This is a genomic window from Actinoplanes derwentensis (genome assembly GCF_900104725.1).
Classification (GTDB): Bacteria; Actinomycetota; Actinomycetes; order Mycobacteriales; family Micromonosporaceae; genus Actinoplanes; species Actinoplanes derwentensis.
The window spans coordinates 9,417,882-9,437,770 of sequence record NZ_LT629758.1; the positions used below are offsets into that span (position 1 = coordinate 9,417,882).

Annotated in this window: 19 protein-coding genes; 13 read left to right on the top strand and 6 right to left on the bottom strand. The window is 72.4% G+C overall.

Translation table 11 applies throughout. From position 1 onward, the window contains the following. Positions 1-108: 108 nt before the first annotated feature. From BLU81_RS42140 to BLU81_RS42150, 3 genes are all read left to right on the top strand, one after another. The gene (locus tag BLU81_RS42140; RefSeq protein ID WP_157752006.1) at positions 109-483 is read left to right on the top strand and encodes a hypothetical protein; all 375 of its coding nucleotides are present in this window, start codon (positions 109-111) and stop codon (positions 481-483) included. A gap of 128 nt (positions 484-611) precedes the next feature. Next, positions 612-1,394: an AfsR/SARP family transcriptional regulator gene (locus tag BLU81_RS42145; protein ID WP_092554625.1), complete on the top strand. Its 783-nt coding sequence runs from the start codon at positions 612-614 to the stop codon at positions 1,392-1,394. A 108-nt stretch (positions 1,395-1,502) separates the two neighbouring features. Next, positions 1,503-1,946: a nuclear transport factor 2 family protein gene (locus BLU81_RS42150; RefSeq protein ID WP_092554627.1), complete on the top strand. Its 444-nt coding sequence runs from the start codon at positions 1,503-1,505 to the stop codon at positions 1,944-1,946. Here the strand turns inward: BLU81_RS42150 and BLU81_RS42155 are convergent. Both BLU81_RS42155 and BLU81_RS42160 read right to left on the bottom strand, forming a co-directional pair. Next, on the bottom strand, positions 1,943-2,650 hold the full coding sequence (locus BLU81_RS42155) for an SDR family NAD(P)-dependent oxidoreductase (protein ID WP_092554629.1): 708 nt from the start codon (positions 2,648-2,650) through the stop codon (positions 1,943-1,945). The two genes, BLU81_RS42150 and BLU81_RS42155, sit on opposite strands and share 4 nt — an antisense overlap. Positions 2,651-2,737: 87 nt before the next feature. After that, complete coding sequence (locus BLU81_RS42160; RefSeq protein ID WP_092554631.1) at positions 2,738-3,649, bottom strand: MBL fold metallo-hydrolase; 912 nt, start codon at positions 3,647-3,649, stop codon at positions 2,738-2,740. A 97-nt stretch (positions 3,650-3,746) separates the two neighbouring features. Here BLU81_RS42160 and BLU81_RS42165 point away from each other — a divergent pair, with 97 nt between their 5' ends. The 6 genes from BLU81_RS42165 (at position 3,747) to BLU81_RS42190 (ending at position 9,427) form a co-directional block, all read left to right on the top strand. Further along, the gene (locus BLU81_RS42165) at positions 3,747-4,574 is read left to right on the top strand and encodes an AfsR/SARP family transcriptional regulator (RefSeq protein ID WP_172890724.1); all 828 of its coding nucleotides are present in this window, start codon (positions 3,747-3,749) and stop codon (positions 4,572-4,574) included. Between the two features lie 14 nt (positions 4,575-4,588). Then, the gene (locus BLU81_RS42170) at positions 4,589-5,650 is read left to right on the top strand and encodes a phosphotransferase family protein (RefSeq protein WP_092558424.1); all 1,062 of its coding nucleotides are present in this window, start codon (positions 4,589-4,591) and stop codon (positions 5,648-5,650) included. 79 nt (positions 5,651-5,729) lie between these two features. Beyond that, a complete protein-coding gene (locus tag BLU81_RS42175; RefSeq protein ID WP_092554635.1) occupies positions 5,730-6,782 on the top strand; it encodes an LLM class flavin-dependent oxidoreductase in 1,053 nt (350 codons plus the stop codon). Between the two features lie 11 nt (positions 6,783-6,793). Then, the gene (locus BLU81_RS42180; RefSeq protein ID WP_092554637.1) at positions 6,794-7,684 is read left to right on the top strand and encodes an amino acid ABC transporter permease; all 891 of its coding nucleotides are present in this window, start codon (positions 6,794-6,796) and stop codon (positions 7,682-7,684) included. Next, entirely contained in the window at positions 7,681-8,490 is an 810-nt protein-coding gene (locus BLU81_RS42185; RefSeq protein WP_269460969.1) for an amino acid ABC transporter ATP-binding protein, read from the top strand. The genes BLU81_RS42180 and BLU81_RS42185 overlap by 4 nt, the downstream gene beginning before the upstream one ends. 10 nt (positions 8,491-8,500) lie before the next feature. Continuing rightward, the gene (locus BLU81_RS42190; protein WP_231953778.1) at positions 8,501-9,427 is read left to right on the top strand and encodes an ABC transporter substrate-binding protein; all 927 of its coding nucleotides are present in this window, start codon (positions 8,501-8,503) and stop codon (positions 9,425-9,427) included. A 3-nt stretch (positions 9,428-9,430) separates the two neighbouring features. Here BLU81_RS42190 and BLU81_RS42195 read toward each other — a convergent pair whose 3' ends face one another. Beyond that, positions 9,431-10,459, bottom strand: a complete 1,029-nt coding sequence (locus BLU81_RS42195) for a ketoacyl-ACP synthase III family protein (RefSeq protein ID WP_092554640.1) — start codon at positions 10,457-10,459, stop codon at positions 9,431-9,433. 241 nt (positions 10,460-10,700) lie between these two features. Between BLU81_RS42195 and BLU81_RS42200 the strand changes: the two genes are divergently transcribed. From BLU81_RS42200 to BLU81_RS42215, 4 genes are read left to right on the top strand one after another with little or no spacing between them, the layout of a single operon-like run. Then, on the top strand, positions 10,701-11,720 hold the full coding sequence (locus BLU81_RS42200) for an acyltransferase domain-containing protein (RefSeq protein WP_092554642.1): 1,020 nt from the start codon (positions 10,701-10,703) through the stop codon (positions 11,718-11,720). Between the two features lie 10 nt (positions 11,721-11,730). Beyond that, complete coding sequence (locus BLU81_RS42205; protein WP_092554644.1) at positions 11,731-12,999, top strand: beta-ketoacyl-[acyl-carrier-protein] synthase family protein; 1,269 nt, start codon at positions 11,731-11,733, stop codon at positions 12,997-12,999. After that, positions 12,996-14,201 (top strand): ketosynthase chain-length factor, encoded by a 1,206-nt coding sequence (locus BLU81_RS42210; protein ID WP_092554646.1) that lies wholly within the window; start codon positions 12,996-12,998, stop codon positions 14,199-14,201. The genes BLU81_RS42205 and BLU81_RS42210 overlap by 4 nt, the downstream gene beginning before the upstream one ends. Before the next feature lie 42 nt (positions 14,202-14,243). After that, entirely contained in the window at positions 14,244-14,507 is a 264-nt protein-coding gene (locus tag BLU81_RS42215; RefSeq protein WP_092554648.1) for an acyl carrier protein, read from the top strand. 60 nt (positions 14,508-14,567) lie between these two features. On the opposite strand, the gene BLU81_RS42220 is transcribed toward BLU81_RS42215, so the two are convergent. From BLU81_RS42220 to BLU81_RS42230, 3 genes are all read right to left on the bottom strand, one after another. Further along, the gene (locus BLU81_RS42220) at positions 14,568-15,521 is read right to left on the bottom strand and encodes an aromatase/cyclase (protein ID WP_092554650.1); all 954 of its coding nucleotides are present in this window, start codon (positions 15,519-15,521) and stop codon (positions 14,568-14,570) included. A gap of 84 nt (positions 15,522-15,605) precedes the next feature. Further along, complete coding sequence (locus BLU81_RS42225; RefSeq protein ID WP_092554652.1) at positions 15,606-16,772, bottom strand: amidohydrolase family protein; 1,167 nt, start codon at positions 16,770-16,772, stop codon at positions 15,606-15,608. 42 nt (positions 16,773-16,814) lie between these two features. Then, positions 16,815-19,865 carry an AfsR/SARP family transcriptional regulator gene (locus tag BLU81_RS42230; protein WP_157752007.1) on the bottom strand — a complete coding sequence of 1,017 codons (3,051 nt, stop codon included), beginning with the start codon at positions 19,863-19,865 and terminating at the stop codon, positions 16,815-16,817. Between the last annotated feature and the right edge of the window lie 24 nt (positions 19,866-19,889).

The window sequence follows — 19,889 nt, forward strand, 5'->3', positions numbered from 1 at the left end:
CCCGAGGCTGTGATGTTGCAGTCGGCGGATCTCGGTGGGGCGCAGCCCGGTCCGGTCGAGCCCGACCTGATCCACCCGTTGCTGCCGCAACCATGCGCGGATGCCTCGATGCCGCAACCCATCGCGCAGCGGAGTCTGGCGGCGGACTACGACCCGCGACACCGAGTCTACGAGAATGTGGGCCGCTACCGGCCCGGTGACGCCCGGGCCTACCTGGCCGAGCTGAAGGACCAGCTGGCCCGGTGCCGGGCCGGCGGCGACGAGACGGGCTTCCGCGGCATCGCCGAGGACACCGCCGGACCGGACACGGTGCTGTTCATCAGGCAGTACGACGAAGGTGACAGGTGGGCGGCCTATCTCGTCGCCGCGGTGGGACGGTATGTGGTGGTCGTTCTGGTGACCGATCCGGTGGTGGGTGCCGGCGACTACACGATCGTCAACGACTTCGGCCGCGCCGCCATCGACAGGGTTCGGGCGAACTGATCACGGTCGGCTCGTCATAGTCATAGTCATAGCAGCTCAGAGTCGCCCTCAGGTGCGAGCGGTAAGGCGATCGAAAGCGCTACTGAGCAGAGTCTCCTCGTTGGCGTCATCGCGCGACGGAGGTAGTCATGCGCTTCACCGTGCTGGGACCGTTGACGATGGAGCCGGGCCGGCTGCCCAGTGCTCCGAAGCAACGGCAGCTGCTCGCGCTCCTGATCCTGCACGCCGGCACCATCGTCACCGTCGACGATTGTGTGGACGAGCTGTGGGGTGAGCAACCACCGGTCAGTGCGCACTCGACCTTGCAGACGTACGTGATGAATCTTCGTAAGGTCCTGCGCTCCGGCAACGACGGTGATCGGATTCGCACCCGCGAGCGGGGTTACGCCCTCCGGCTGGAGCCCGGCGAGCTGGACCTGGACGAGTTCCGCCGGCTCGCCGGCAACGGCAGCGCGTCGTTCGCCGCGGGCGACTACCGGGAGGCGGCCCGGCTGCTGGGTGCGGCTCTGAGCCTGTGGCGTGGACCGGCGCTGGTCGACGTGCACGCGGGCCCGATCCTGCGGACCCAGCTCGAAGGGCTGCGTGAGGCTCATCTCGCCGTCCACGACGAACGGGTCGAGGCCGACCTTCGCATCGGACACCACCGGGAGCTGCTGGGTGAACTGCGTGTCCTGGTGCGCCGGTACCCCACCCACGAGAACCTGTGTGCCCAGCTCGCCGTCGCGCTGTACCGCAGCGGCCGGATCACCGAGGCGCTGAGCGCGCTGCGGCAGTTGCGCGCCACGCTCGCCGACCAGTTCGGGCTGGAGCCGTCCCGGCGGCTGCAGAGCCTGGAACAGGCGGTCCTGCGCGCCGACCCGGCTCTCGACCTGGCCGTCGGGCACGGACCGGGCTACCTGCTCGTCAGCTGACCGTCGAGAAGAGCCCGTCGGCCGACCGTCGAGAAGAGCCCGCCAGCTGACCGTCGAGAAGAAGCCGGCACCGAGAAGAAGCCGGCACCGAGAGAGAAGGGGACGATCATGACGACCGAATCAGAGGTCTCGCGCGTTGTCGACGCGCGTACCTACGCCGAGGTTCTGCAGTTCTACTCCCGCCACTTCCAGTTGCTCGACGAGGGCCAGGCCGAGCAGTGGGCGCGGCAGTTCACCGAGGACGGGGAGTTCGGGCAGAACGTCAAGCCCGAGCCACGACGCGGCCGGGCCGCCATCGCCGCGTCGATGCGCCGCGGCATCGACCGGCTCGCCGGAACCGGCGTCACCCGGCGGCACTGGTTCGGCAACGTGATCGCGGAGCCGGACGGCGACGGAGCCGTGCGAACCCGCTATTACGCGACAGTCTTCGAGACGCCGGCCGGCGGTGGGCCCGCGCGGGTCTATCTGAGCACCACCGCCGAGGACCGGCTCGAACGACAGAACGGCGAATGGCTCGTACGCCGCCGTCACATCGTTCACGACGGGACCTAGAAGTTCAGTCCACCGTCGACGTTGAGCACGTGCCCGTTGATGTATGAACTCTCCGGCGCGGCCAGGAACAGCACGGCCCGGGCGACGTCCGCGCCGGTTCCGGACCGGCCGGCGGCCAGCGACCCGCGTAGCCGGTTCCACAGCCGGTCGCTGGCCAGGATGTCGCGGCCCATGCCCTCGTCGATGACGCCGGGGGCCACGGCGTTCACGGTGACACCGTCGCCGGCCAGCTCGGCGGCGAGCACCCGGGTCAGCGTCTCCAGGGCCGCCTTGGAGACGCTGTACGCCCCGGCACCGGCTATCGGCCGGCGGCCGAGCAGCGACGACATCGTCACGATCCGCCCCTCGCCGGCCGCCCGCAGCAGCGGCGCCGCGGCCCGCACACAGTTCAGCACGCCGGTCAGGTTGGTGGCGAGCACGTCGTTCCACTGCTCCGGCGGCAACGTCACCAAGGGGCCCGGGTGGTTGATGCCGGCGTTGGCGACCAGGACGTCCAGGCCGCCGTGCCTCTCGTGCACGGTGGACACTAGCGCATCGACCGAGTCCCGGTCGGTGACGTCGACCGGGAACCGGTCACCGGTGTCCGACGCGCCGCGGGCCGCCGACACCACGGTGGCGCCGGCGTCGGCGAGTGTCCGGGCCACGACCGCCCCCAGGCCGGTGGTGCCGCCGGTGACGATCGCGACCTTCCCTTTGAGGATCATGAGAACTCCCTCTCTCGGCGCCGGACCGTGGGTCCGGCCGTAATGGATCCGGCCTTGAGCGCGGACCGGGACGCTTCGCGGGTGTTGTCACACCGATGTGCTGAGCGGACCGCCGTGCAGCCGGACCATGTCGCCCATGACCGGCCGGGACGGCAGGTACGTGCCGGGCGGCTCGCCACGCTCCTCGGCGTACGCCCGGTGCAGGTTCGCCACCAGACGCTCCGCCTCCGGAAGACGGTGAAACGGATGTCCCGCCGCCTGTCGGGCGGCCTCGAGTGGATCGAGGTTCGCGGCGATGCCGCGGGTCGCCTCCCGAAGCAGCCAGCGCAGGTACGCCTCCGTGGCGTCGAGCACCTCCGGCCCACCCACCTCCCCGTGCCCGGAGACCACCAGTCGCGGCCGCAGCGCGCGCAGTTCGGCCAGGGCCCGCAGCGAGCCGCTGACCGAACCCATGAGCACGAACGGTGTCCGGCCCGCGAAGACCACGTCACCGGTGAACAGCACCCGCGATCGGGGCAGCCACACCACCACGTCGTTGGTCGTGTGAGCCGGCCCGACATGGATCAGTTCGACGGCCGGCCCACCGGGGGACAGCGAGAGCCGGTCGCGCATCGTGACGGTCGGCAGGCGCAGATCGATGCCGCCGAAGTCGGCCTCCGGCCACAGGTCTCGCATCGCCAGGCCGGTCCGGGCCATCTCGGCGCGGGCGATCTCGTGCGCGACGATCACCGCTTCCGCGGGGAAGACACAGTTGCCGAACACGTGATCGCCGTGGGCGTGGGTGTTCACCACGATCTGCGGACGGTTCGGGGCCAGCCTGCGTACACAAGCCAGCAGTGCCTCCGCCCGGAGCCGGGTGGCGGCGGTGTCCACCACCACGACCTGCTCACTGCCGACGATGATGCCCGCGTTCCCGACACACCAGCCACCCGGCGGCTGGATGTAGGCGAACACCTCGGGTGCCAGCGGCACGAGCCGGCCGAACGACGTGATGGTCATGTCACCTGCCTCGGGTCGGTGCGGTCCGCGGCCCTCAGTGGGCCCGAACGCGCTCGGTTCCCGCTGGAGGTGGCGTATCGACCGGAGAGGTTTCACGATGCTGATCGATGTCTTCGGCGGTCTGCGGCTGGGAGCCGGTGGTGCCGACGCCGGCCCCAGCGCGCCCAAGCAGCGGCAACTGCTCGGCCTTCTGGTGTTACGGGCGGGCACGACCGTGACGGTGGAGACCTGTGTGCGCGAACTGTGGGACGACCTGCCGCCGCGCAGCTGCGCCACCACGTTGCAGACCTACGTCATGCACCTGCGGCGGGTGCTCGCCCGTGCCGGTGTGCCGGCCGTGGTGGAGACCTGCCGACGGGGATACCGCCTGCTCGCCGATCCGGCGCTGACCGATCTCGGCGTCGTCCGGGAGCTGGCCCGCCAGGGCGACGAGCACGCCGGTGCGGGGCACGCCGCCCGGGCCGCGCGCCGCTGGCGGGAGGCGCTGGCACTGTGGCGGGGGCCGGTGCTGGCGGACGTGCGTACCGGGCCGGTGACCACGGACATCGTCGAGCACCTGCACCAGTGGGGGCTTCTGCTGGTCGACCGGTACCTGGAGGCGGAGCTGCGCTGCGGCCGGCACCGGCAGGTGGTCCCGGCCGCGACGGCGCTCGCCGGGCGCCATCCCCTGCGTGAGCCGATCCACGCCAGCCTGATGGCCGCGTTGCACCGCAGCGGGCGGCAGGCCGACGCGGTGCTCGTCTACCAGCGGCTGGCCGGCGCTCTGCGCCACGAACTCGGGGTCGAACCGTCGGCGGCGGTGCAACGGCTGCATCGTGCCGTGCGGGCCGGTGCCGGACCCTGGCTCGAACCGCCGGAGGAGCACGCGTCCCTCGTCGTCCGGCACCGTCATGTCGTCTCCGCGCCGTCACCCGGCGCATCGTGATCGGGGGTTCCGTCATGCCCGTACCCGTCCAGCGAGATCCCGAACTGACCCGGGCCCGGCTCGCCGGCTGGCTCCGTGACCACCTCGCGGCCCGGGACGTCACCGTCGGGCCGCTGACCGTGCCGGCGACCGCCGGCTTCTCCGCCGAGATTCTGCTCGGTGACGCCACCTGGACGGAGCGCGGGCGTACGCGAACCGTGCCTCTCGCCGTACGCGTCGCGCCGGCCGTCCACCGGATCTTTCCCGACCTGCGCTGGGCGGAACAGGTCGGCATGCAGACGGCATTGGCCCGTGCCGGCGTACCTGTCGCACCGGTGCTCGGGTACGAGCATGATGCCGGTGTCCTCGGCGCACCGTTCGTCGTGATGAGCCGGGTCGCCGGCACGGTGCCCGCGGACCTGCCCTCGTACCACCGTGAAGGTTGGCTCGCCGACGCCTCGCCCGACCGTCGGCGGACGATGTGGCTCGCCGCCCTGACGGCGATGAGCCGGGTGCACCGGCTCGACCCGCAGACGGTGGGCGCCTCCCCGGCGCCCTCCGGTGACCTCGACTTCTATGCCGGTCATCTGGAGTTCTTCGGCGTCTCCGGCGACACCGACGTGCTGGCGGCTCTGGACTGGCTGCGCGCCCACCGGCCCCCCGCGCCGGCGTCGCCGCGCCCGCTGTGGGGCGACGCGCGTCTCGGCAACATCGTCTTCGCCGGCGACCGGCCGGCGGCCCTGCTGGACTGGGAGATGACCGATCTCGGCCGGCCCGAGAGCGACCTGGCCTGGTTCCTGCACATGGACCGGTTCCTCAGCGACGGTGTCGGCGTTCCCCGGCTGCCCGGCCTGCCCCCGCAGACCGAGACCGAGCGGTGGTACGCGGAACTGCTCGGCCGGCCCCTGGAGCACCTGGCCTACCACCAGGTGGAGGCGGCGTTCAAGTTCAGCGTCATCACCGCGCGTGTGGTCCGGCTGCTGGAGCTGACCGGGGTCATGCCGCCGGGGTCCGACTTCCCGTTGCACCGGAACGCGACCGCACTGCTGCGCCGGTGCCTGGCGAATCCGGAGTGGATCTCTCCAGCCCGGGTGTAGCGGGCCTCCACCACCTCCGGCGATGGTCGGCCGGGTGTGCGGGACCGGCCGCGGCCCGCCCGAATGCGAGGGAGCTGGAATGAAGTTCGGTATCAACCTCTTCCCGACCGTCGGCCCGCAGGACAAGCCGGCCGTCCAGTACTTCGAGGAGAGCCTTCGCCTTGCCGAACTCGCCGACGAGTTGGGCTTTCACCACGTCAAGACGGTCGAGCACTACTTCTCCCCGTACGGCGGTTACAGTCCCGACCCGGTCACGTTCCTGGCCGCCGCGGCGGCGCGGACCAGCCGGATCCGCCTGGTCACCGGCGCGGTGCTGCCGGCGTTCACCCACCCGGTGAAACTCGCCGGGAAGCTGGCGATGCTCGACGGCATCTCCGCGGGCCGCCTCGACGTCGGCTTCGGCCGGGCGTTCCTGCCCGACGAGTTCCACGCCTTCGGCATACCGCTGGACGAGAGCCGGGCCCGTTTCGACGAGGGGGTGGCCGCGTGCAAGCTGTTGTGGTCCGGCGAGGACGTGGTGTGGGACGGCCGGTTCCACCGGTTCGGCCCGGTCACCCTGCTGCCCCGCCCGGTCCAGCGGCCGCATCCCCGGATCCTGGTGGCCACGGCCAAGTCGCCGGAGTCCGCCGAGGCGGCCGGCCGCAACGGGTACGGCGTCATGCTCGTCCCGTCGATCAATTCGCGGGAGCAGGTTCAGGACGTCCTGGCGCTGTACCGTAAAGCCGCGTCGTCGGCCGGGTTCGAGCCGGCCGACGAGGACGTGCACATGAGTTACAACGCGTTCGTCGCCGAGGACGCCGACGAGGCCCGGACGCTGGGCCGGCAGTATTCCGAGCAGTCGCACCGGGCGCTCGCGGCGGCGGTCTCCTCCTGGGCGCACACCCGCAGTGCCGACTACCCGGGCTACGAGAAGATCGTCGAGCGGGTCGGCAAGGGAGACTTCGACCGGCAGGTGGCGGAGCGAAAGGCGCTCGTCGGTTCGCCCGGCGAGGTGGTCGCCGCGGTGGAGGCCATCCGCAACTGGTTCGGCGAGGTGACCCTGAGCCTGCAGGTCGTCTCCGGAAACGTGCCGTACGAACACGCGGCCCGTTCCCTGCGACTGTTCGCCGAGCACGTGCTGCCCCGGTTCTGACGGCGCCACCGGTGTCCACGCAGACGGCGGTTCCGGCCGACAGCTATGCCGACGCCCGGCCCGCGCCACGCCCCCTCCGGCGGGCCGCCACCGTCGCCGGCCTGATCGGGCTCCTGGTCGCGCTGGTGAGCATGGTGCGCAACCCGGCCTTCCAGTGGGACGTCGTGGGCCGGTACCTCACCGCCGACATCGTCCTCGACGGGTTGCGCACCACTCTGCTGCTCACCGCCGTCGCCCTCGCCAGTGGCTTCGCCCTCGGCACGCTGCTCGCGGTCATGCGGCTGTCCGGCAGCCGCCTGCTGCGGTCGGTCAGCTGGGGATACACCTGGCTGTTCCGGTCCGTGCCGATCCTGGTGCAACTGCTGTTCTGGTACAACATCTCGCTGCTGTATCCGCGGTTCACCATCGGGCTGCCTTTCGGGCCGGCACTGGTGGACATGCCGACCCGCGGCCTGATCAACGGCCTGGCGGCGGCTGTCATCGGCCTGACCCTGCACGAGGCGGCACATGCCGGCGAGATCGTCCGGGCCGGGCTGTTGTCGGTCGACAGGGCACAGACCGAGGCGGCGCAGGCTCTGGGGCTGTCCCGCACCCGGACCCTGTGGCGGATCGTGCTGCCCCAGGCGATGCGGGCGATCGTGCCTCCCGCCGCCAACCAGGCCGCCGCCTTGCTGAAGGGCACCTCAGTGGTCAGTGTCATCGCCGGACAGGATCTGCTGTTCTCGGTCCAGCTCATCTACAACCGCAACTACCTGGTGATCCCGCTGCTGCTGGTGGCGACCCTCTGGTATCTGTTCTTCACCACCCTGCTGAGTGGGGTCCAGTACCTGCTGGAACGGGCGTTCGCGCGAGGTGACGGGCGAGCCTCGCGGCGCCTGCCGCCGACCGGGGACGACCGATGAGCGCCACCGCCGGGCCGCTGGCGGTGGCCTCCGGCGAACCGGGCCCGATGGTGCGGCTCATCGGGATCAGCAAGAGCTTCGGCGGCGTCACCGTCCTCGACGGCGTGGACCTGAGCGTCGCGGCGGGGACCGTCACCTGTGTGGTCGGGCCGTCCGGTTCCGGCAAGAGCACGCTGCTGCGATGCGTCAACCGGCTGGAACGGCCGGACAGCGGCGCGATCCTCGTGGACGGCCGCCCGGTCGGCCTGGAACGACGTGGCGACCGGGTCGTCGAGGCCTCGCCGCGGGTGCTCGCGCGGCACCGCACCAGCGTGGGAATGGTGTTCCAGGCATTGAACCTGTTCCCGCACCTGACGGTGCTGCAGAACATCGTGGAGTCGCCGGTCGCGGTGCAACGGGTGCGCCGCGACGAGGCCCGGGCCCGGGCGCGGGAACTCCTCGACCGGGTCGGGCTCGCCCACAAGGAACGGGCCTATCCTCGTGAGCTGTCCGGTGGGGAGCAGCAGCGTGTCGCGATCGCGAGGGCGCTCGCCGTACGGCCGAAGGTGATGTTGTTCGACGAACCGACCAGCGCCCTCGACCCGGAACTGATCGGCGAGGTGCTGACCGTCGTGCGCGACCTCGCGGCCGGGGGGATGACCATGCTGATCGTCACCCACGAGTTGCGCTTCGCCGCCGAGGTCGCCGACGAGATCGTCTTCATGGACCAGGGCCGCATCGTCGAGCAGGGGCCGCCCGCCGCGATGCTCGGCCGGCCGCGTCACGAGCGGACCGCCCGGTTCTTCGCCACCATCCAGCAACGTTGAAGGAGTCATCGTGACTGTGTCCCCTCGCCGGCTCCGCTGGCCGGCCGTTCTCGTCGCCACCCTTGTGATGTCCGGGTGCCTGCATTCCGCGCCGGCCGCCGTCACCGGCGCCGAGGCGCCCCGCGACCTCGGCGCCGAGGACGTGGTGTCGGCCGTCCGCGCCGACCCGGCGCTGACCGCACTGCTCCCGGCGGACATCCGGCGGTCCGGGGTGCTGACCGTCGGATCGGCCGTCGGCACCCCGCCGATCGCCTTCCACCCTCAGGACGGCGGCGCCCCGCGCGGCGTCGACATCGACGTGGCCGACGCGGCGGCCCGGAAGCTCGGCCTCGTCGTCGAGCGTGAACAGGTCAGCGGGGCCTCGCTGCTGACCGGGCTGGCGGCCGGCCGGTTCGCCCTCGGCACCGCCAACTTCTCGGTCACCGAGGAACGCAAGAAGGTCCTCGACTTCACCGTCTACCTGACCGACGGGACCGGGATCGTGATCCGGGACGACAGCGACCTCACCGAGGTCACCGGACTGGATCAGCTGTGCGGGCGCACGATCGGCACCGGTGTCGGCACCACCTTCGAGAACGATCTGCGCAGCCGGGAACACCGCTGCACCGATGTCGGCGGCCAGGCCTACCGGATCAGCACCTACAGCGACGCGGCGGCCCATTTCCTGGCACTGCGGGAGGGGCACGTCGACGTGCTGGTCAGCTCCGCCAGCGTGTTGCGGTACGCCGCCGCCCAGCAACCGGGTCTGCGGTTCGCCGGGCAACTGGACCGTCGCGACGTCGGGCTCGCCACCAAGAAGGGCAGCGGGCTGGCCGAGCCGCTGCGCGCCGCCATCGATCAGCTGATCGCGGACGGCACCTATCAGCGGATTCTGGCGAAGTGGCACCTGGAGGAGGCCGGGATCGAGAAGTCGGCGGTCAACCCGGCGGCCGGCTGACCCCTACACCGCCCCGTCCGGCACCTCGTCGATCTCCAGCACCGCACACGTCCAGGAGTACCCGGCACCCACCCCGGCGAGCAGCACCCGCTCGCCGGGGCGCAGTACTCCGGACTCCACCAGGTGGTTCAGCCCGCTGAACTGATCTCCGGAACCCAGGTGCCCGACGGTGCGAGCCCACTCCCACGTCGTCACCTCCGGCTGGAGATTCCACGGGCGCAGATACGACGAGGTCAGCCGGCGCAGCCCGAAATGCGGCAGCACGAACCAGCGTACGTCGGCGAAGGTCGTCCCGGCCCTGGCCAGCGCGCCGTTCAGTGCCTCCGCCTGCCCGGCCACCACCCGGCTGATGCTGTACGACACCCCGGTCCGTGCGACGAAAGCCTTCTTCGCCACCTCCAGATTCACCGGTCGCCGCTGGGCCAGTGGCAACGCGCCGAACGGGTCGTCGCCACGGTGCAGCCCCTCCAGATCCGGGTCGGAGACGGTGACACAACTCAGCAGTCGCGCGAACCCGCCGTCACGCGACAGCACCAGTGCGGTGCCCGCGTCGCCGTAGACGGTGCCGGGATCGCTGTTCCACCGGTCGAAGCCGGGCGGTCCGAACCGATCGCCCGTGGTCAGCAGGGCCGCGCGCCGGCCGGGTGCCGCCAGGTACGCCGCCGCGAGCTCCAGGGCGCCGAGCCCGCCGTTCGACAACTGCCGCACCTCCAACGCCGGGCAGCGATTGCCGACGGCCATCCGCTGGATGTAGGAGGCGGGCGCCCAGATGTCATGGCCCTGGTGGTAGACCGACGCGTGCAGCAGCAGCGACACGTCGTCCGGAGCGTGCCCGGACCGTTTGAGCGCCAGGTCGGCGGCCCGCACCGCCATGTCCGGCGCCGACTCGTCGGCCGACACGGCCACCGTGTGCAGCCCGGTCTGTGCCGCCAGCCGCGGCGGACAGGTCCCGTCGGCGACCGCGTCACCGACCCGCACCCGGCCGGGGATGTGCGCGGCCACGCCGGACACATAGATCGTATTCGTTTGCATGTGGGCCGCTCCCATGTCGAAGAACCGCAGTGCCGCCGGGCCGGCGCTCGTGGCGCCGGTCCGGCGGCGGTCGCCGGCCCGGGATGGGGCGGGCTTCGGTACGGGCAGGCCTGCGGGGTGGCCGCGAGGTTGTGCCGTGGTGGTCCCACCGTCGTCCGGCGCACTCGGCGCGCGGTCGAGAAACCGTCGAGAGGTGTGCGCCTGGAGACGGCCTCGAGCGCCCGGTGCAACGGTTCCCGGCATGTCTGACACCACAAATCGCGTACGGGTGGCCCTGCTCTTCCCGGGACAGGGCGCGCAGCGGCCCGGCATGGCGGTGGGGCTCTACCGGGCCGCACCGGACTTCCGGCGGCACGTGGACGAGGTCTTCACACTGTGGGGCCCGGAAGGTGCCGCCATCCGCGCGGACTGGCTCGCCGACGATCCGGCGATTCTGCTGGACGACATGCGGCGCTCCCAGCCGTTGTTGTTCGCCGTCGGGTGGGGACTCGGGCGTACGCTGCTCGACCGCGGCGTCCAGCCGATGGCACTGCTCGGGCACAGCGTCGGCGAGGTGGTCGCGGCGACCCTGGCCGGCGTGCTGGGGCTGGCCGACGCCGTTCGTGTCCTGCGGGACCGGCTCGCCCACCTCGCCGAGGCGCCGCCTGGCGGGATGCTGGCCGTGGCGGCGACCGTCGACCAGGTGCGGTTCAGCCTGGGCGGGGGAGTGGTGATCGGCGCGGTCAACGGTCCACGCCAGTTGCTGCTCGCCGGCCCGGAGGGCCCACTGGCCCGTTCCGCCCGGCTGTTGCGCGACGCCGGCATCACCTGCCAGCCGGCCCGTTCCACGGTGGCCTTCCACAGCCCGGCCGTCGCGGTGCAGGCGGCCCGCGCCGAACCGTTGCTGCGCTCGATGCCGTTGCGGGCGCCGCTGCTTCCCGTCTACTCCTGCTACACCGGTTCTCCCCTGACCGCGGCGGTGGCCACCGACCCGGCGTACTGGATCCGGCAGCCGGCCGCTCCGGTGTACTTCGCCACCGCCCTCGACGCCGTCTGCGCCGCCGGACCCGACGTGCTGCTGGAAGCGGGCGCACCGCACGGGCTCACCGCCCTGGCCCGGCGCCATCCCGCGGTGCGCCGCGGCGCCTGCACGGTGCGGTCCGCGCTGCCCGCCCGCGCCGGCGGCCGGGACAGCGATCTCGCCGCGTTCACCGAGGCACTGTCCGCTGTGGCACAGCCGGTTTCCAGAACGCCTCGACCGGCGCTTGAGCCTCGGATGTGACGGTCGCGGCATGAGTCGTCGCGTGGTCGTCACCGGACTCGGGGCTGTCGCTCCGGGCGGTAGCAACGTCAAACAGTACTGGGATCTGCTCAGCTCGGGCCGCACCGCGACCCGGCCCATCACCGCTTTCGACGCGTCGCCGTACCGATCGCGGATCGCCGCCGAATGCGACTTCGACCCGGTCGAGGCCGGGCTCAGCCGGCAGGAGGCACGGCGGATGGACCGCGCCACCCAGTTCGCGGTCGTCGCCGCCCGCGAGGCGATCTCGGCCAGCGGCCTCGACCTGACGGGCGAAACCGGGGAGCGGATCGCCGTGTCGCTGGGGTGCGCGGTCGGCTGCACCACCAGCATGGAGCGCGAATACGTCGTGCTCAGCGACGCCGGTCGATCCTGGCTGGTCGATCCCGGATATGCGGTGCCCCACCTGTACGACTGGTTCGTACCCAGCTCGGCCGCCGCCGAAGTGGCCCACGCCGTGGGTGCCCAGGGACCGGTGGCGCTGATCTCCGACGGCTGCACCTCCGGGCTGGACGCGGTGGGGCACGGCGCCGAGCTGATCCGCGAGGGCAGCGCCGACGTGGTCGTCGCCGGCGGCACCGACGCGCCGATCTCCCCCATCACGCTGGCCTGTTTCGACGCCATCAAGGCGACCAGCCCGCGCAACGACGACGCGGCCCACGCCTCGCGCCCGTTCGACCTGACCCGCAACGGGCTGGTCCTCGGCGAAGGCGGCGCGGTGCTCGTACTGGAGGAGTGGGAGCACGCCCGGCGCCGTGGCGCACACGTCTACGCCGAGGTCGCCGGATTCGGCAGCCGCAGCAACGCCTACCACATGACCGGGCTGCGGCCCGACGGCGTGGAGATGGCCGAGGCCGTACGAACGGCCCTGGACGAGGCACGTATCGCCCCGGAACAGGTCGACTACGTCAACGCGCACGGATCCAGCACCAAGCAGAACGACCGCCACGAGACGGCGGCGTTCAAGCGCAGTCTCGGCGAGCACGCCTACCGGGTGCCGGTCAGCTCGATCAAGTCCATGATCGGGCACTCACTCGGCGCGATCGGTGCCCTGGAACTGGTCGCCTGCGCGCTGGCGATGGAGTACGGGCTGATCCCGCCGACGGCCAACCTGCACACCGCCGACCCCGAATGCGACCTGGACTATGTGCCGCTGACCGCCCGGGAGCAGCGGGTCGACACGGTATTGAGCGTCGGCAGCGGCTTCGGCGGATTCCAGAGCGCCGTCCTGCTGGCCCGCCCGGATCGGAGTGCGGCATGACCGCGCCGGTGGTGACCGGTCTCGGGGTGGTCGCGGCCAACGGGCTCGGCACCGAGGCGTACTGGCAGGCCACCCTGAACGGGCGGACCGGTGTTCGTACGATCAGCCGCTTCGACCCGGCCGGCTATCCGGTGCGCCTGGCCGGCGAGGTGCCGGACTTCGTCGCGGAGGAGCACCTGCCGGGGCGGCTGCTGCCCCAGACCGACCGGATGACCCGGCTGAGCCTGTACGCGGCCGAGCAGGCACTCGCCGACGCCGGTGTGCCGGACACGGACGGTCTGCGCTACGACGTGGGGGTCGCCACCGCGTCCTCGATGGGTGGTTTCGAGTTCGGGCAGCGAGAACTGGGCAACCTCTGGAGCAAGGGCGGCAGCCATGTCAGCGCCTACCAGTCGTTCGCCTGGTTCTATGCGGTGAACTCGGGACAGATCTCGATCCGGCACAACCTGCGCGGGCCCGGTGCCGCCCTGGTCACCGATCACGCCGGCGGCCTCGACGCGCTCGGGCACGCACGCCGGCAGATCCGCCGGGGCACGGCGAGCATGCTCACCGGCGCGGTGGACGGTGCGCTCTGTCCGCTCGGTCTCGCCGGGCTGCTGAGCACCGGCGTGTACAGCACCGGGACCGACCCGGGCACCGCGTACCGGCCGTTCGCCGCCGATGCGGACGGCGCCGTGCCGGGCGAGGGCGGTGCGCACCTGATCCTGGAGGAGAAGGACGCCGCCCGGGCCCGCGGTGCGAGGGTCTATGGAGAGCTTTCCGGGTACGCCGCCACGTTCGACCCGTCCGGAGCGGCGCCGACCGGGCTGCGCCGGGCGATCACCGGAGCCCTGCGCGACGCGCGTGCCGAACCGGGGGACGTCGATCTGGTCATCGCCGACGCCACCGCCGACCGGGCGGCCGACCGGGCCGAGGCCGCCGCCCTGGCCGAGGTGTTCGGCCCCCGGGCGGTACCCGTCACCGCGCCGAAGACCCTGGTGGGCCGATTGCAGGCGGGCGCGGCCGCTCTGGATGTGGCCACCGCGCTGCTGGCACTGCGCGACGGTGTCGCCCCGCACACCGCCACTGTGGACACACCCGCCCCGGACTACCCGATCGACCTGGTGACCGGTGCGCCCCGGACGCTGCCGTTGCGCCGCGTTCTGGTGGTGGCCCGGGGCCGGGGCGGCTTCAACGCCGCCGCGGTGCTGCGCCGGGTGTGACCACCTGCCATCCACTGGACGACTGAAAGGACACCACCTGCCATGGCCATCGATCAGTTGCTCGATCTCGACAACCTGCGCCGCATCCTCAAGGAGGCGGCGGGCGAGGACGAGAGCCTCGACCTCGACGGGGACATCCTCGACACCTCGTTCCTCGACCTCGGCTTCGACTCGCTCGCTCTGCTGGAGACCGTCTCCCGGGTGTCCCGGGAATTCGACGTGGCGCTGCCGGACGAGGTCCTCGAACGCTGCGAGACGCCGCGCGCGCTCCTGGAGGACGTCAACCGGTCGCTGACCGGCGTATGAGACGGCGGCGGGGTACGGCTGGCCGCCCGGCCGGCCGTACCCCGCCGCCGTGGTCCCCGCTCAGTCGGAGACCGGCTGCAGGTACTGGCGGGCCTGCTGGAGCGTCCGGGTGCTGTTGGTGCTGAGGTTGCGCTGGACCAGGGCCCGGGCGTCGGCGAGCGTCGCGGCCGCGCCGAGCAACGGCTCGATGCGCTCGGGGCGCAGTACCACGGTGTGCTGGGACGTCACGGTCACCCCGTCGCCGTCGGCCCGCAGGGTCCAGGCGCCGGTGTGCGCCGCCAGCAACGGCGGCAGGGTGGTCTGCTTGTACACGATCCGGCTGGTGGGGAACCCGACCCGGACCGACTTGGTGGTGTGCACCGAGCCGTCCGGTGCGATGGTGTCCATCTCCAGCGTCTGCACGTCCGGATCGTCCTCGGTCAGCTCGACCCGGGCGACGTGCGGCAGCCGTTCGTTCCACCGGTCCGCGCGGTACAGGAACTCGTAGACGTCGCCCGGCGGGGCGGGCACGTGAACCGAGTCCTCGAACGACAGCCGGGTGCCCGCGGCGGCCGGCAGTGCCGCGGCCCTCAGCGCGGCGAGTTCCACCGTACTGTTGGCATCGACGGCCTTCTCCACCCATGCGGCGGCGCCGGGATCCTCGCCGGCGACGGTGAAATCGTGCAGGAGGATCACCCGGGTCCGGCCGTCGCCGAGCGGCTCGAGCCGCCATTCGCCCCCCATCGACGCGACCGGGGCTGCGGACACCTCCTGCCGGAAGACGATCCGCCCGGCGGCGGGGGTCAGCGTGCGCCGTGAGGTCCACGAGCGCACCACCCCGTTGGCGGTGGCCCACAAGCGCAGCCGCTCCGTCCGCTCCGGGCCGTCGGCGTGGTGTTCGAGCAGATCCACGTGGATGGTCGGGCCGAACGTGTACGGCCACCGGGTGACGTCGGCGATGATTGGATAGACGGCATCGGCGGACGCCTCCACGTCGATGCTGTGCCGGGTGTGGTGAACAGCGGCTTCGGGCACGGGGATTCTCCTGACGCGTCGGTGCGGGTGATGAGCCGAGCGTCCCGCCCTCTGATCGGTTCCCGGTGGAGCGTTGTTGGAGGGCTACCGCACCCGCTGCCCGTCCCGGAACACTGCGGCGACCCGGCGCAGGGCGGCCGGACGGGTGAGCGGATCACCGTGTACCGCGAGTAGGTCGGCCGCGTACCCGGGCGCGATCCGGCCCACGCGGTCACCGAGCCCGCAGACCTCGGCCGCGCCGGAGGTCACGGCGCGCAGTGCCCGTTGCGCCGGGAGGCCGAGACCGGTCATCGCCTCCACCGCGTACGCGAGCGATCCGTGCGGTTTGCCGGGGCCGCAGCCGGCGTCGCTGGCGCAGGCCACCGGAACGCCCGAGGTGGCGACACGGCGCAACGCGTCGTGCATGGCCACACGGCGGGGATCGTCACCGCCGTGGTCGACGGCCGCGGCCGGCCCCACCGTGCCCAGCGTGAGGGTGACCCGGGTGCCGGCGGTGACCATGGCCTCCAGCAGCAGCGGGTCCACGAAGATGCTCTCGGCGGTGACGAAGGTGCAGTGCTCGATGCCACCGAACCCGGCCGCCACCGCGGCGGCGATGCCGTCGGCGGCGTGACAGTGCCCGGTGACCGGCAGACCGTGACGAGCCGCCTCGTCCGTGACGGCATCCAGTTCGGCCGCGCCGAACTGCACCTCGTGCGGGTGTGAACCCTCGGTGAGCCGGCCCCCGGTCACCACCACCTTCACCACGTCGACACCGCGGGCTGCCCGTTCGCGGACCGCCGCGCGGACAGCGTCGGAGCCCTTCACCTCACCGCCGAGGAACCAGCAGTGGCCGCCGACCGACGTGACGGGCGGCCCGGACACCAGCAGTCGCGGCCCGCGGCGGGGATCGGCGGCGGATTCGGCGCGTACCCGCAAGCTCAGATAACCACGGTCACCGAGATCGCGGGCGGTGGTGACACCTGCGTCGAGTGTCGCGGCCGCCGCGGCACGCATGCGGTCCAGCAGGATGTCGTCGCCGACGGCCAGAGCGCCGACCGTGTCCGGCGTGGCGTCGAACGCCAGATGGACGTGCGCATCGATGAGGCCGGGGAGCAGGGTGCCGGCGCCAAGATCGATCACGTCGGCGCCGGAGGGTGGCGGCCCATCCGTGACCGCCTCGACGACACCCCCGTCGACCAGCACCGTAAGCCGATCCCCTTCGACCACGTTCACGCCGTCGAACAACCGGTTCGCTCGGATCGCCAGCATCGTTTACCCTTCCGGACGCTCCTCTGATCGCCTGGCAGCGTCTCAGCGCCCGATCGGAGCTGACTGGAGCGGTGCGAGGAGTTCGCGGACCCGGAACTGCCAGCGCGCCGACCCGGTGGCCCGGGCGGCGCGGACGGCCTGCCCGGCCATGACGGGCACCTGGTGGTCCCGTCCCTGCCGATGGGCCAGCAGGGTGAGCCCGGTGAGCGCTTCGCAACGGGCGCCCGGGTGGCCGATCCGCTCGGCCTCGCCCAGCGCACGCCGGTACTCCCGCTCCGCGTCCTCGGCCCGCCCCTGGTCGTGATGCAGGCCGGCGAGCAGGTTACGGGCGTTGACCAGCACCGCGGCGTAGCCGGCCGGTTCGGCGACGGCCATGGCGCGAGCCACGTGTGCGTGCGCGCGGTCGGGACGCCCGGTGGCCCGCCGCAGCCGGCCCAGCTCGTACGAGGCGAGCGCCACCGAATGCGCCGAACGTGCCGACCGGCCCATCCGCAGTGCGGTCCGCAACCGCCGGACCGCCTCATGGTGCGCGCCGAGGTCGGTGCAGACCGCGCCCAGCCGGGCCAGGATCTCGGTGTGCGGCGAGCATCGCCCGGTCCGTTCGGCGATCCGGGCCGCGGCGTTGAGACACCGGCGGGCCAGGCGCAGTTCGCCACGCCCGTGATGGGCCATGCCGAGGTGCAGCAGGCATCGTGCCTCCGCCTGACGGGCCCCCGATCGGCGGCAGAGTCGCAGGCCACGGTGCAGGAGCTCGATCGCGTCGTCGAACCGTTTCGTCGGCTGCTGGAGGCGGTGCATCGCCAGAGCGGTCACCGCGACCATCTCCAGCTGTGCCGGGCCCCGGGTGCGGAACCGGTCGTACGCCTGCGACAGGTGAGTCTCGGCGGCGCCCAGCTCGTTGAGGCCCTGCAGCGCCAGAGCCAGGTTGAGCCGGGCCACGGCGGCGTCCGCGGGCTCACGTATCGGATCGACGGCGGCGAGCGCGGCCTCGGCGGCGAGCCGCCAGTCGGCGTGGTGCCGTTCGGCGCCGCACGGTCCACGCAACGCCTCGGTCAGGGCTACGGCGAGGGTGTCCAGGCCGCTGGACGCGGAGTGGACGGCCACCGCGACGAGGTTGCGTCGTTCCCGCCGCAACCATGCCCGGGCCGCACGCTCGCTGGCGAAAACGGCCGGCCCGCCGCCGGTATCGGCGCGCAGCACGTCCGGATGGCACAGGCGTACGGCCTCGTCGGCGAATCGCAGGTACCACTCCGCCAGCCGTTGCGCCGCCGTTCGCCGGTCCGACGGCGAGTCCTCGGCGTGCACGCGTTCGGCGGCGTACCGGGCCATCAGGCTGTGCAACCGGATCACGCCGTCCGGGCCGAGGCCCACGATCTGGGCGCGGACCAGGTCCGCGACGATCGCCGACGCCGCGGACGGTGGCATGCCGGTCAGCTCGGCGATCGTCTCGACACGATGTGACAGACGCGGTACGAGCGCCAGGTGCCGGAACAGCCGCCGGGCGTTGCGGGGGAGGGCGGAGTAGGCGAGCTCGAAGGTGGTGCGTACCGCTGCCCGGCGACTGCCGGGAATGGTGAGGGCGGTGAGCGGGTCGGCGCCGAGGCGTGCCGCGAACGCGGCGATACTGCCGGGGCGGGTCGCCAGGTGGGCGCCGGCGATCCGCAGTGCCAGCGGAAGCCGGTCGCACCGTTCGACGAGTGTGTCCAGTGCGGCGGGCTCGTGCCGGGCCCGGGCGGGCCCGACCATCCCGGTCAGCAGCTCGACGGCCTCGGCGTGCTGAAGCACCGGGAGTACGACGACGTGGGCGAAGTCGCAGGCGTGGGCGTCCGGATCGGCACGCCGCACGGCGAGGACGGCGCTTCCCGCCGGAAGGGGCAACAGGCCGGGTGGTGGGGCGCCCTCCGGGATGTCGTCGATGACCAGCAGCACCTTGCGGCCGTCGATCTCGCGGCGCAGCCGGGCCACGGCCGCGGCGGTGCCGGCCGGTGGCTGCCGCACACCGGTGGTGGCCAGCATCTCGGCGAGGATGTCGGACCAGGTACGACCACCGGCCCGGACGAACCACTGCCCGTCGGGAAACCGGGCCCGCAGGCGGTGTCCGGCGCGGACGGCGAGTGCGGACTTGCCGGCCCCGGGTGCGCCGGTGATGCAGACCACCGGCGAGTCGTCCGGTCGCAGCGTGGCGCACAATTCGCCCAGGACGGCCGCCCGGCCGGTGAAGTCGGTGAGGTCCGGCGGCAGCTGGCATTGCGGCCACCAGCGGTCACGGCCGGTGGCCGGCGCCGCCGTACCGCTGCCGGGGCCTTGTCCGGCCTCGGCGATCAGGTCACGGTACCGGCGTCGCAGCTCCGGGCCCGGTGTCACCCCGAGTTCGGCACGCAGCTGCCGGCGCGCCTGGTGGTACACGGCGATGGCGGCCGGCCGGTCGTCGCAGGCGGCGAGGGCGTCCATGAGCTGGCCCCACAACCGGTCCCGTTCCGGGTGAGCGATCGTCGCGGCCCGGAGTTCCCCGACGATCTGGTCATGGCGGCCGAGGGCCAGCTCGAGCTCGAACCGGCGCTCGGTCCACCCCAGACGCTCGTCGACCAGGGCGGTGACGACTTCCCGCTGGAGACGGACCGAGGGGACGAGAGCCAGTGGTTCGCCCCGCCACTGGGCGAGGGCACGGTGGACCCAGGTCAGTTCGGCGTCGGGTGTCGCGCCGCGCCGGGCACCGCGTGCCCGGCCGATCGAGTCCCGGAACCGGTCGAGGTCCAGGGATCCCGGCGGCACCACGATGCGGTAGGCGCCGGGACGCGCCTCGATCGGCCCGGCCTCGCCCGGCAGGCAGGCGGCGAACCGGGATCGCAGTCTGGTGAGGTGCACCTGAAGGGCGCCGCGCGGGTTCTCCGGCGGTGGCCGGTCGTCCCACACCGCGCCGGCCAGCTCCGCGGTGCTGACCCACGAGCCGGCCCGCACCAGCAGGGCCGCCAGGATGATGCGCTGTTTCGGTGCGGTCACCGGCACGGGCCGGCCGCGCAGAATCACCGTCAGCGGGCCGAGCACGCGGTACTCGTCCGCCGGCGGAGCCCCTGGATCGACGGTCACGGTCACCCGATGCCTCCTCGTAGATCGAGG

Bases quoted from the DNA above. Each gene is read 5' to 3' on its own strand.
- BLU81_RS42140 (WP_157752006.1), top strand. From the start codon at position 109: ATGCCGCAACCCATCGCGCAGCGGAGTCTGGCGGCGGACTACGACCCG.
- BLU81_RS42145 (WP_092554625.1), top strand. From the start codon at position 612: ATGCGCTTCACCGTGCTGGGACCGTTGACGATGGAGCCGGGCCGGCTG.
- BLU81_RS42150 (WP_092554627.1), top strand. From the start codon at position 1,503: ATGACGACCGAATCAGAGGTCTCGCGCGTTGTCGACGCGCGTACCTAC.
- BLU81_RS42155 (WP_092554629.1), bottom strand. From the start codon at position 2,650: ATGATCCTCAAAGGGAAGGTCGCGATCGTCACCGGCGGCACCACCGGC.
- BLU81_RS42160 (WP_092554631.1), bottom strand. From the start codon at position 3,649: ATGACCATCACGTCGTTCGGCCGGCTCGTGCCGCTGGCACCCGAGGTG.
- BLU81_RS42165 (WP_172890724.1), top strand. From the start codon at position 3,747: ATGCTGATCGATGTCTTCGGCGGTCTGCGGCTGGGAGCCGGTGGTGCC.
- BLU81_RS42170 (WP_092558424.1), top strand. From the start codon at position 4,589: ATGCCCGTACCCGTCCAGCGAGATCCCGAACTGACCCGGGCCCGGCTC.
- BLU81_RS42175 (WP_092554635.1), top strand. From the start codon at position 5,730: ATGAAGTTCGGTATCAACCTCTTCCCGACCGTCGGCCCGCAGGACAAG.
- BLU81_RS42185 (WP_269460969.1), top strand. From the start codon at position 7,681: ATGAGCGCCACCGCCGGGCCGCTGGCGGTGGCCTCCGGCGAACCGGGC.
- BLU81_RS42195 (WP_092554640.1), bottom strand. From the start codon at position 10,459: ATGCAAACGAATACGATCTATGTGTCCGGCGTGGCCGCGCACATCCCC.
- BLU81_RS42200 (WP_092554642.1), top strand. From the start codon at position 10,701: ATGTCTGACACCACAAATCGCGTACGGGTGGCCCTGCTCTTCCCGGGA.
- BLU81_RS42205 (WP_092554644.1), top strand. From the start codon at position 11,731: ATGAGTCGTCGCGTGGTCGTCACCGGACTCGGGGCTGTCGCTCCGGGC.
- BLU81_RS42210 (WP_092554646.1), top strand. From the start codon at position 12,996: ATGACCGCGCCGGTGGTGACCGGTCTCGGGGTGGTCGCGGCCAACGGG.
- BLU81_RS42215 (WP_092554648.1), top strand. From the start codon at position 14,244: ATGGCCATCGATCAGTTGCTCGATCTCGACAACCTGCGCCGCATCCTC.
- BLU81_RS42225 (WP_092554652.1), bottom strand. From the start codon at position 16,772: ATGCTGGCGATCCGAGCGAACCGGTTGTTCGACGGCGTGAACGTGGTC.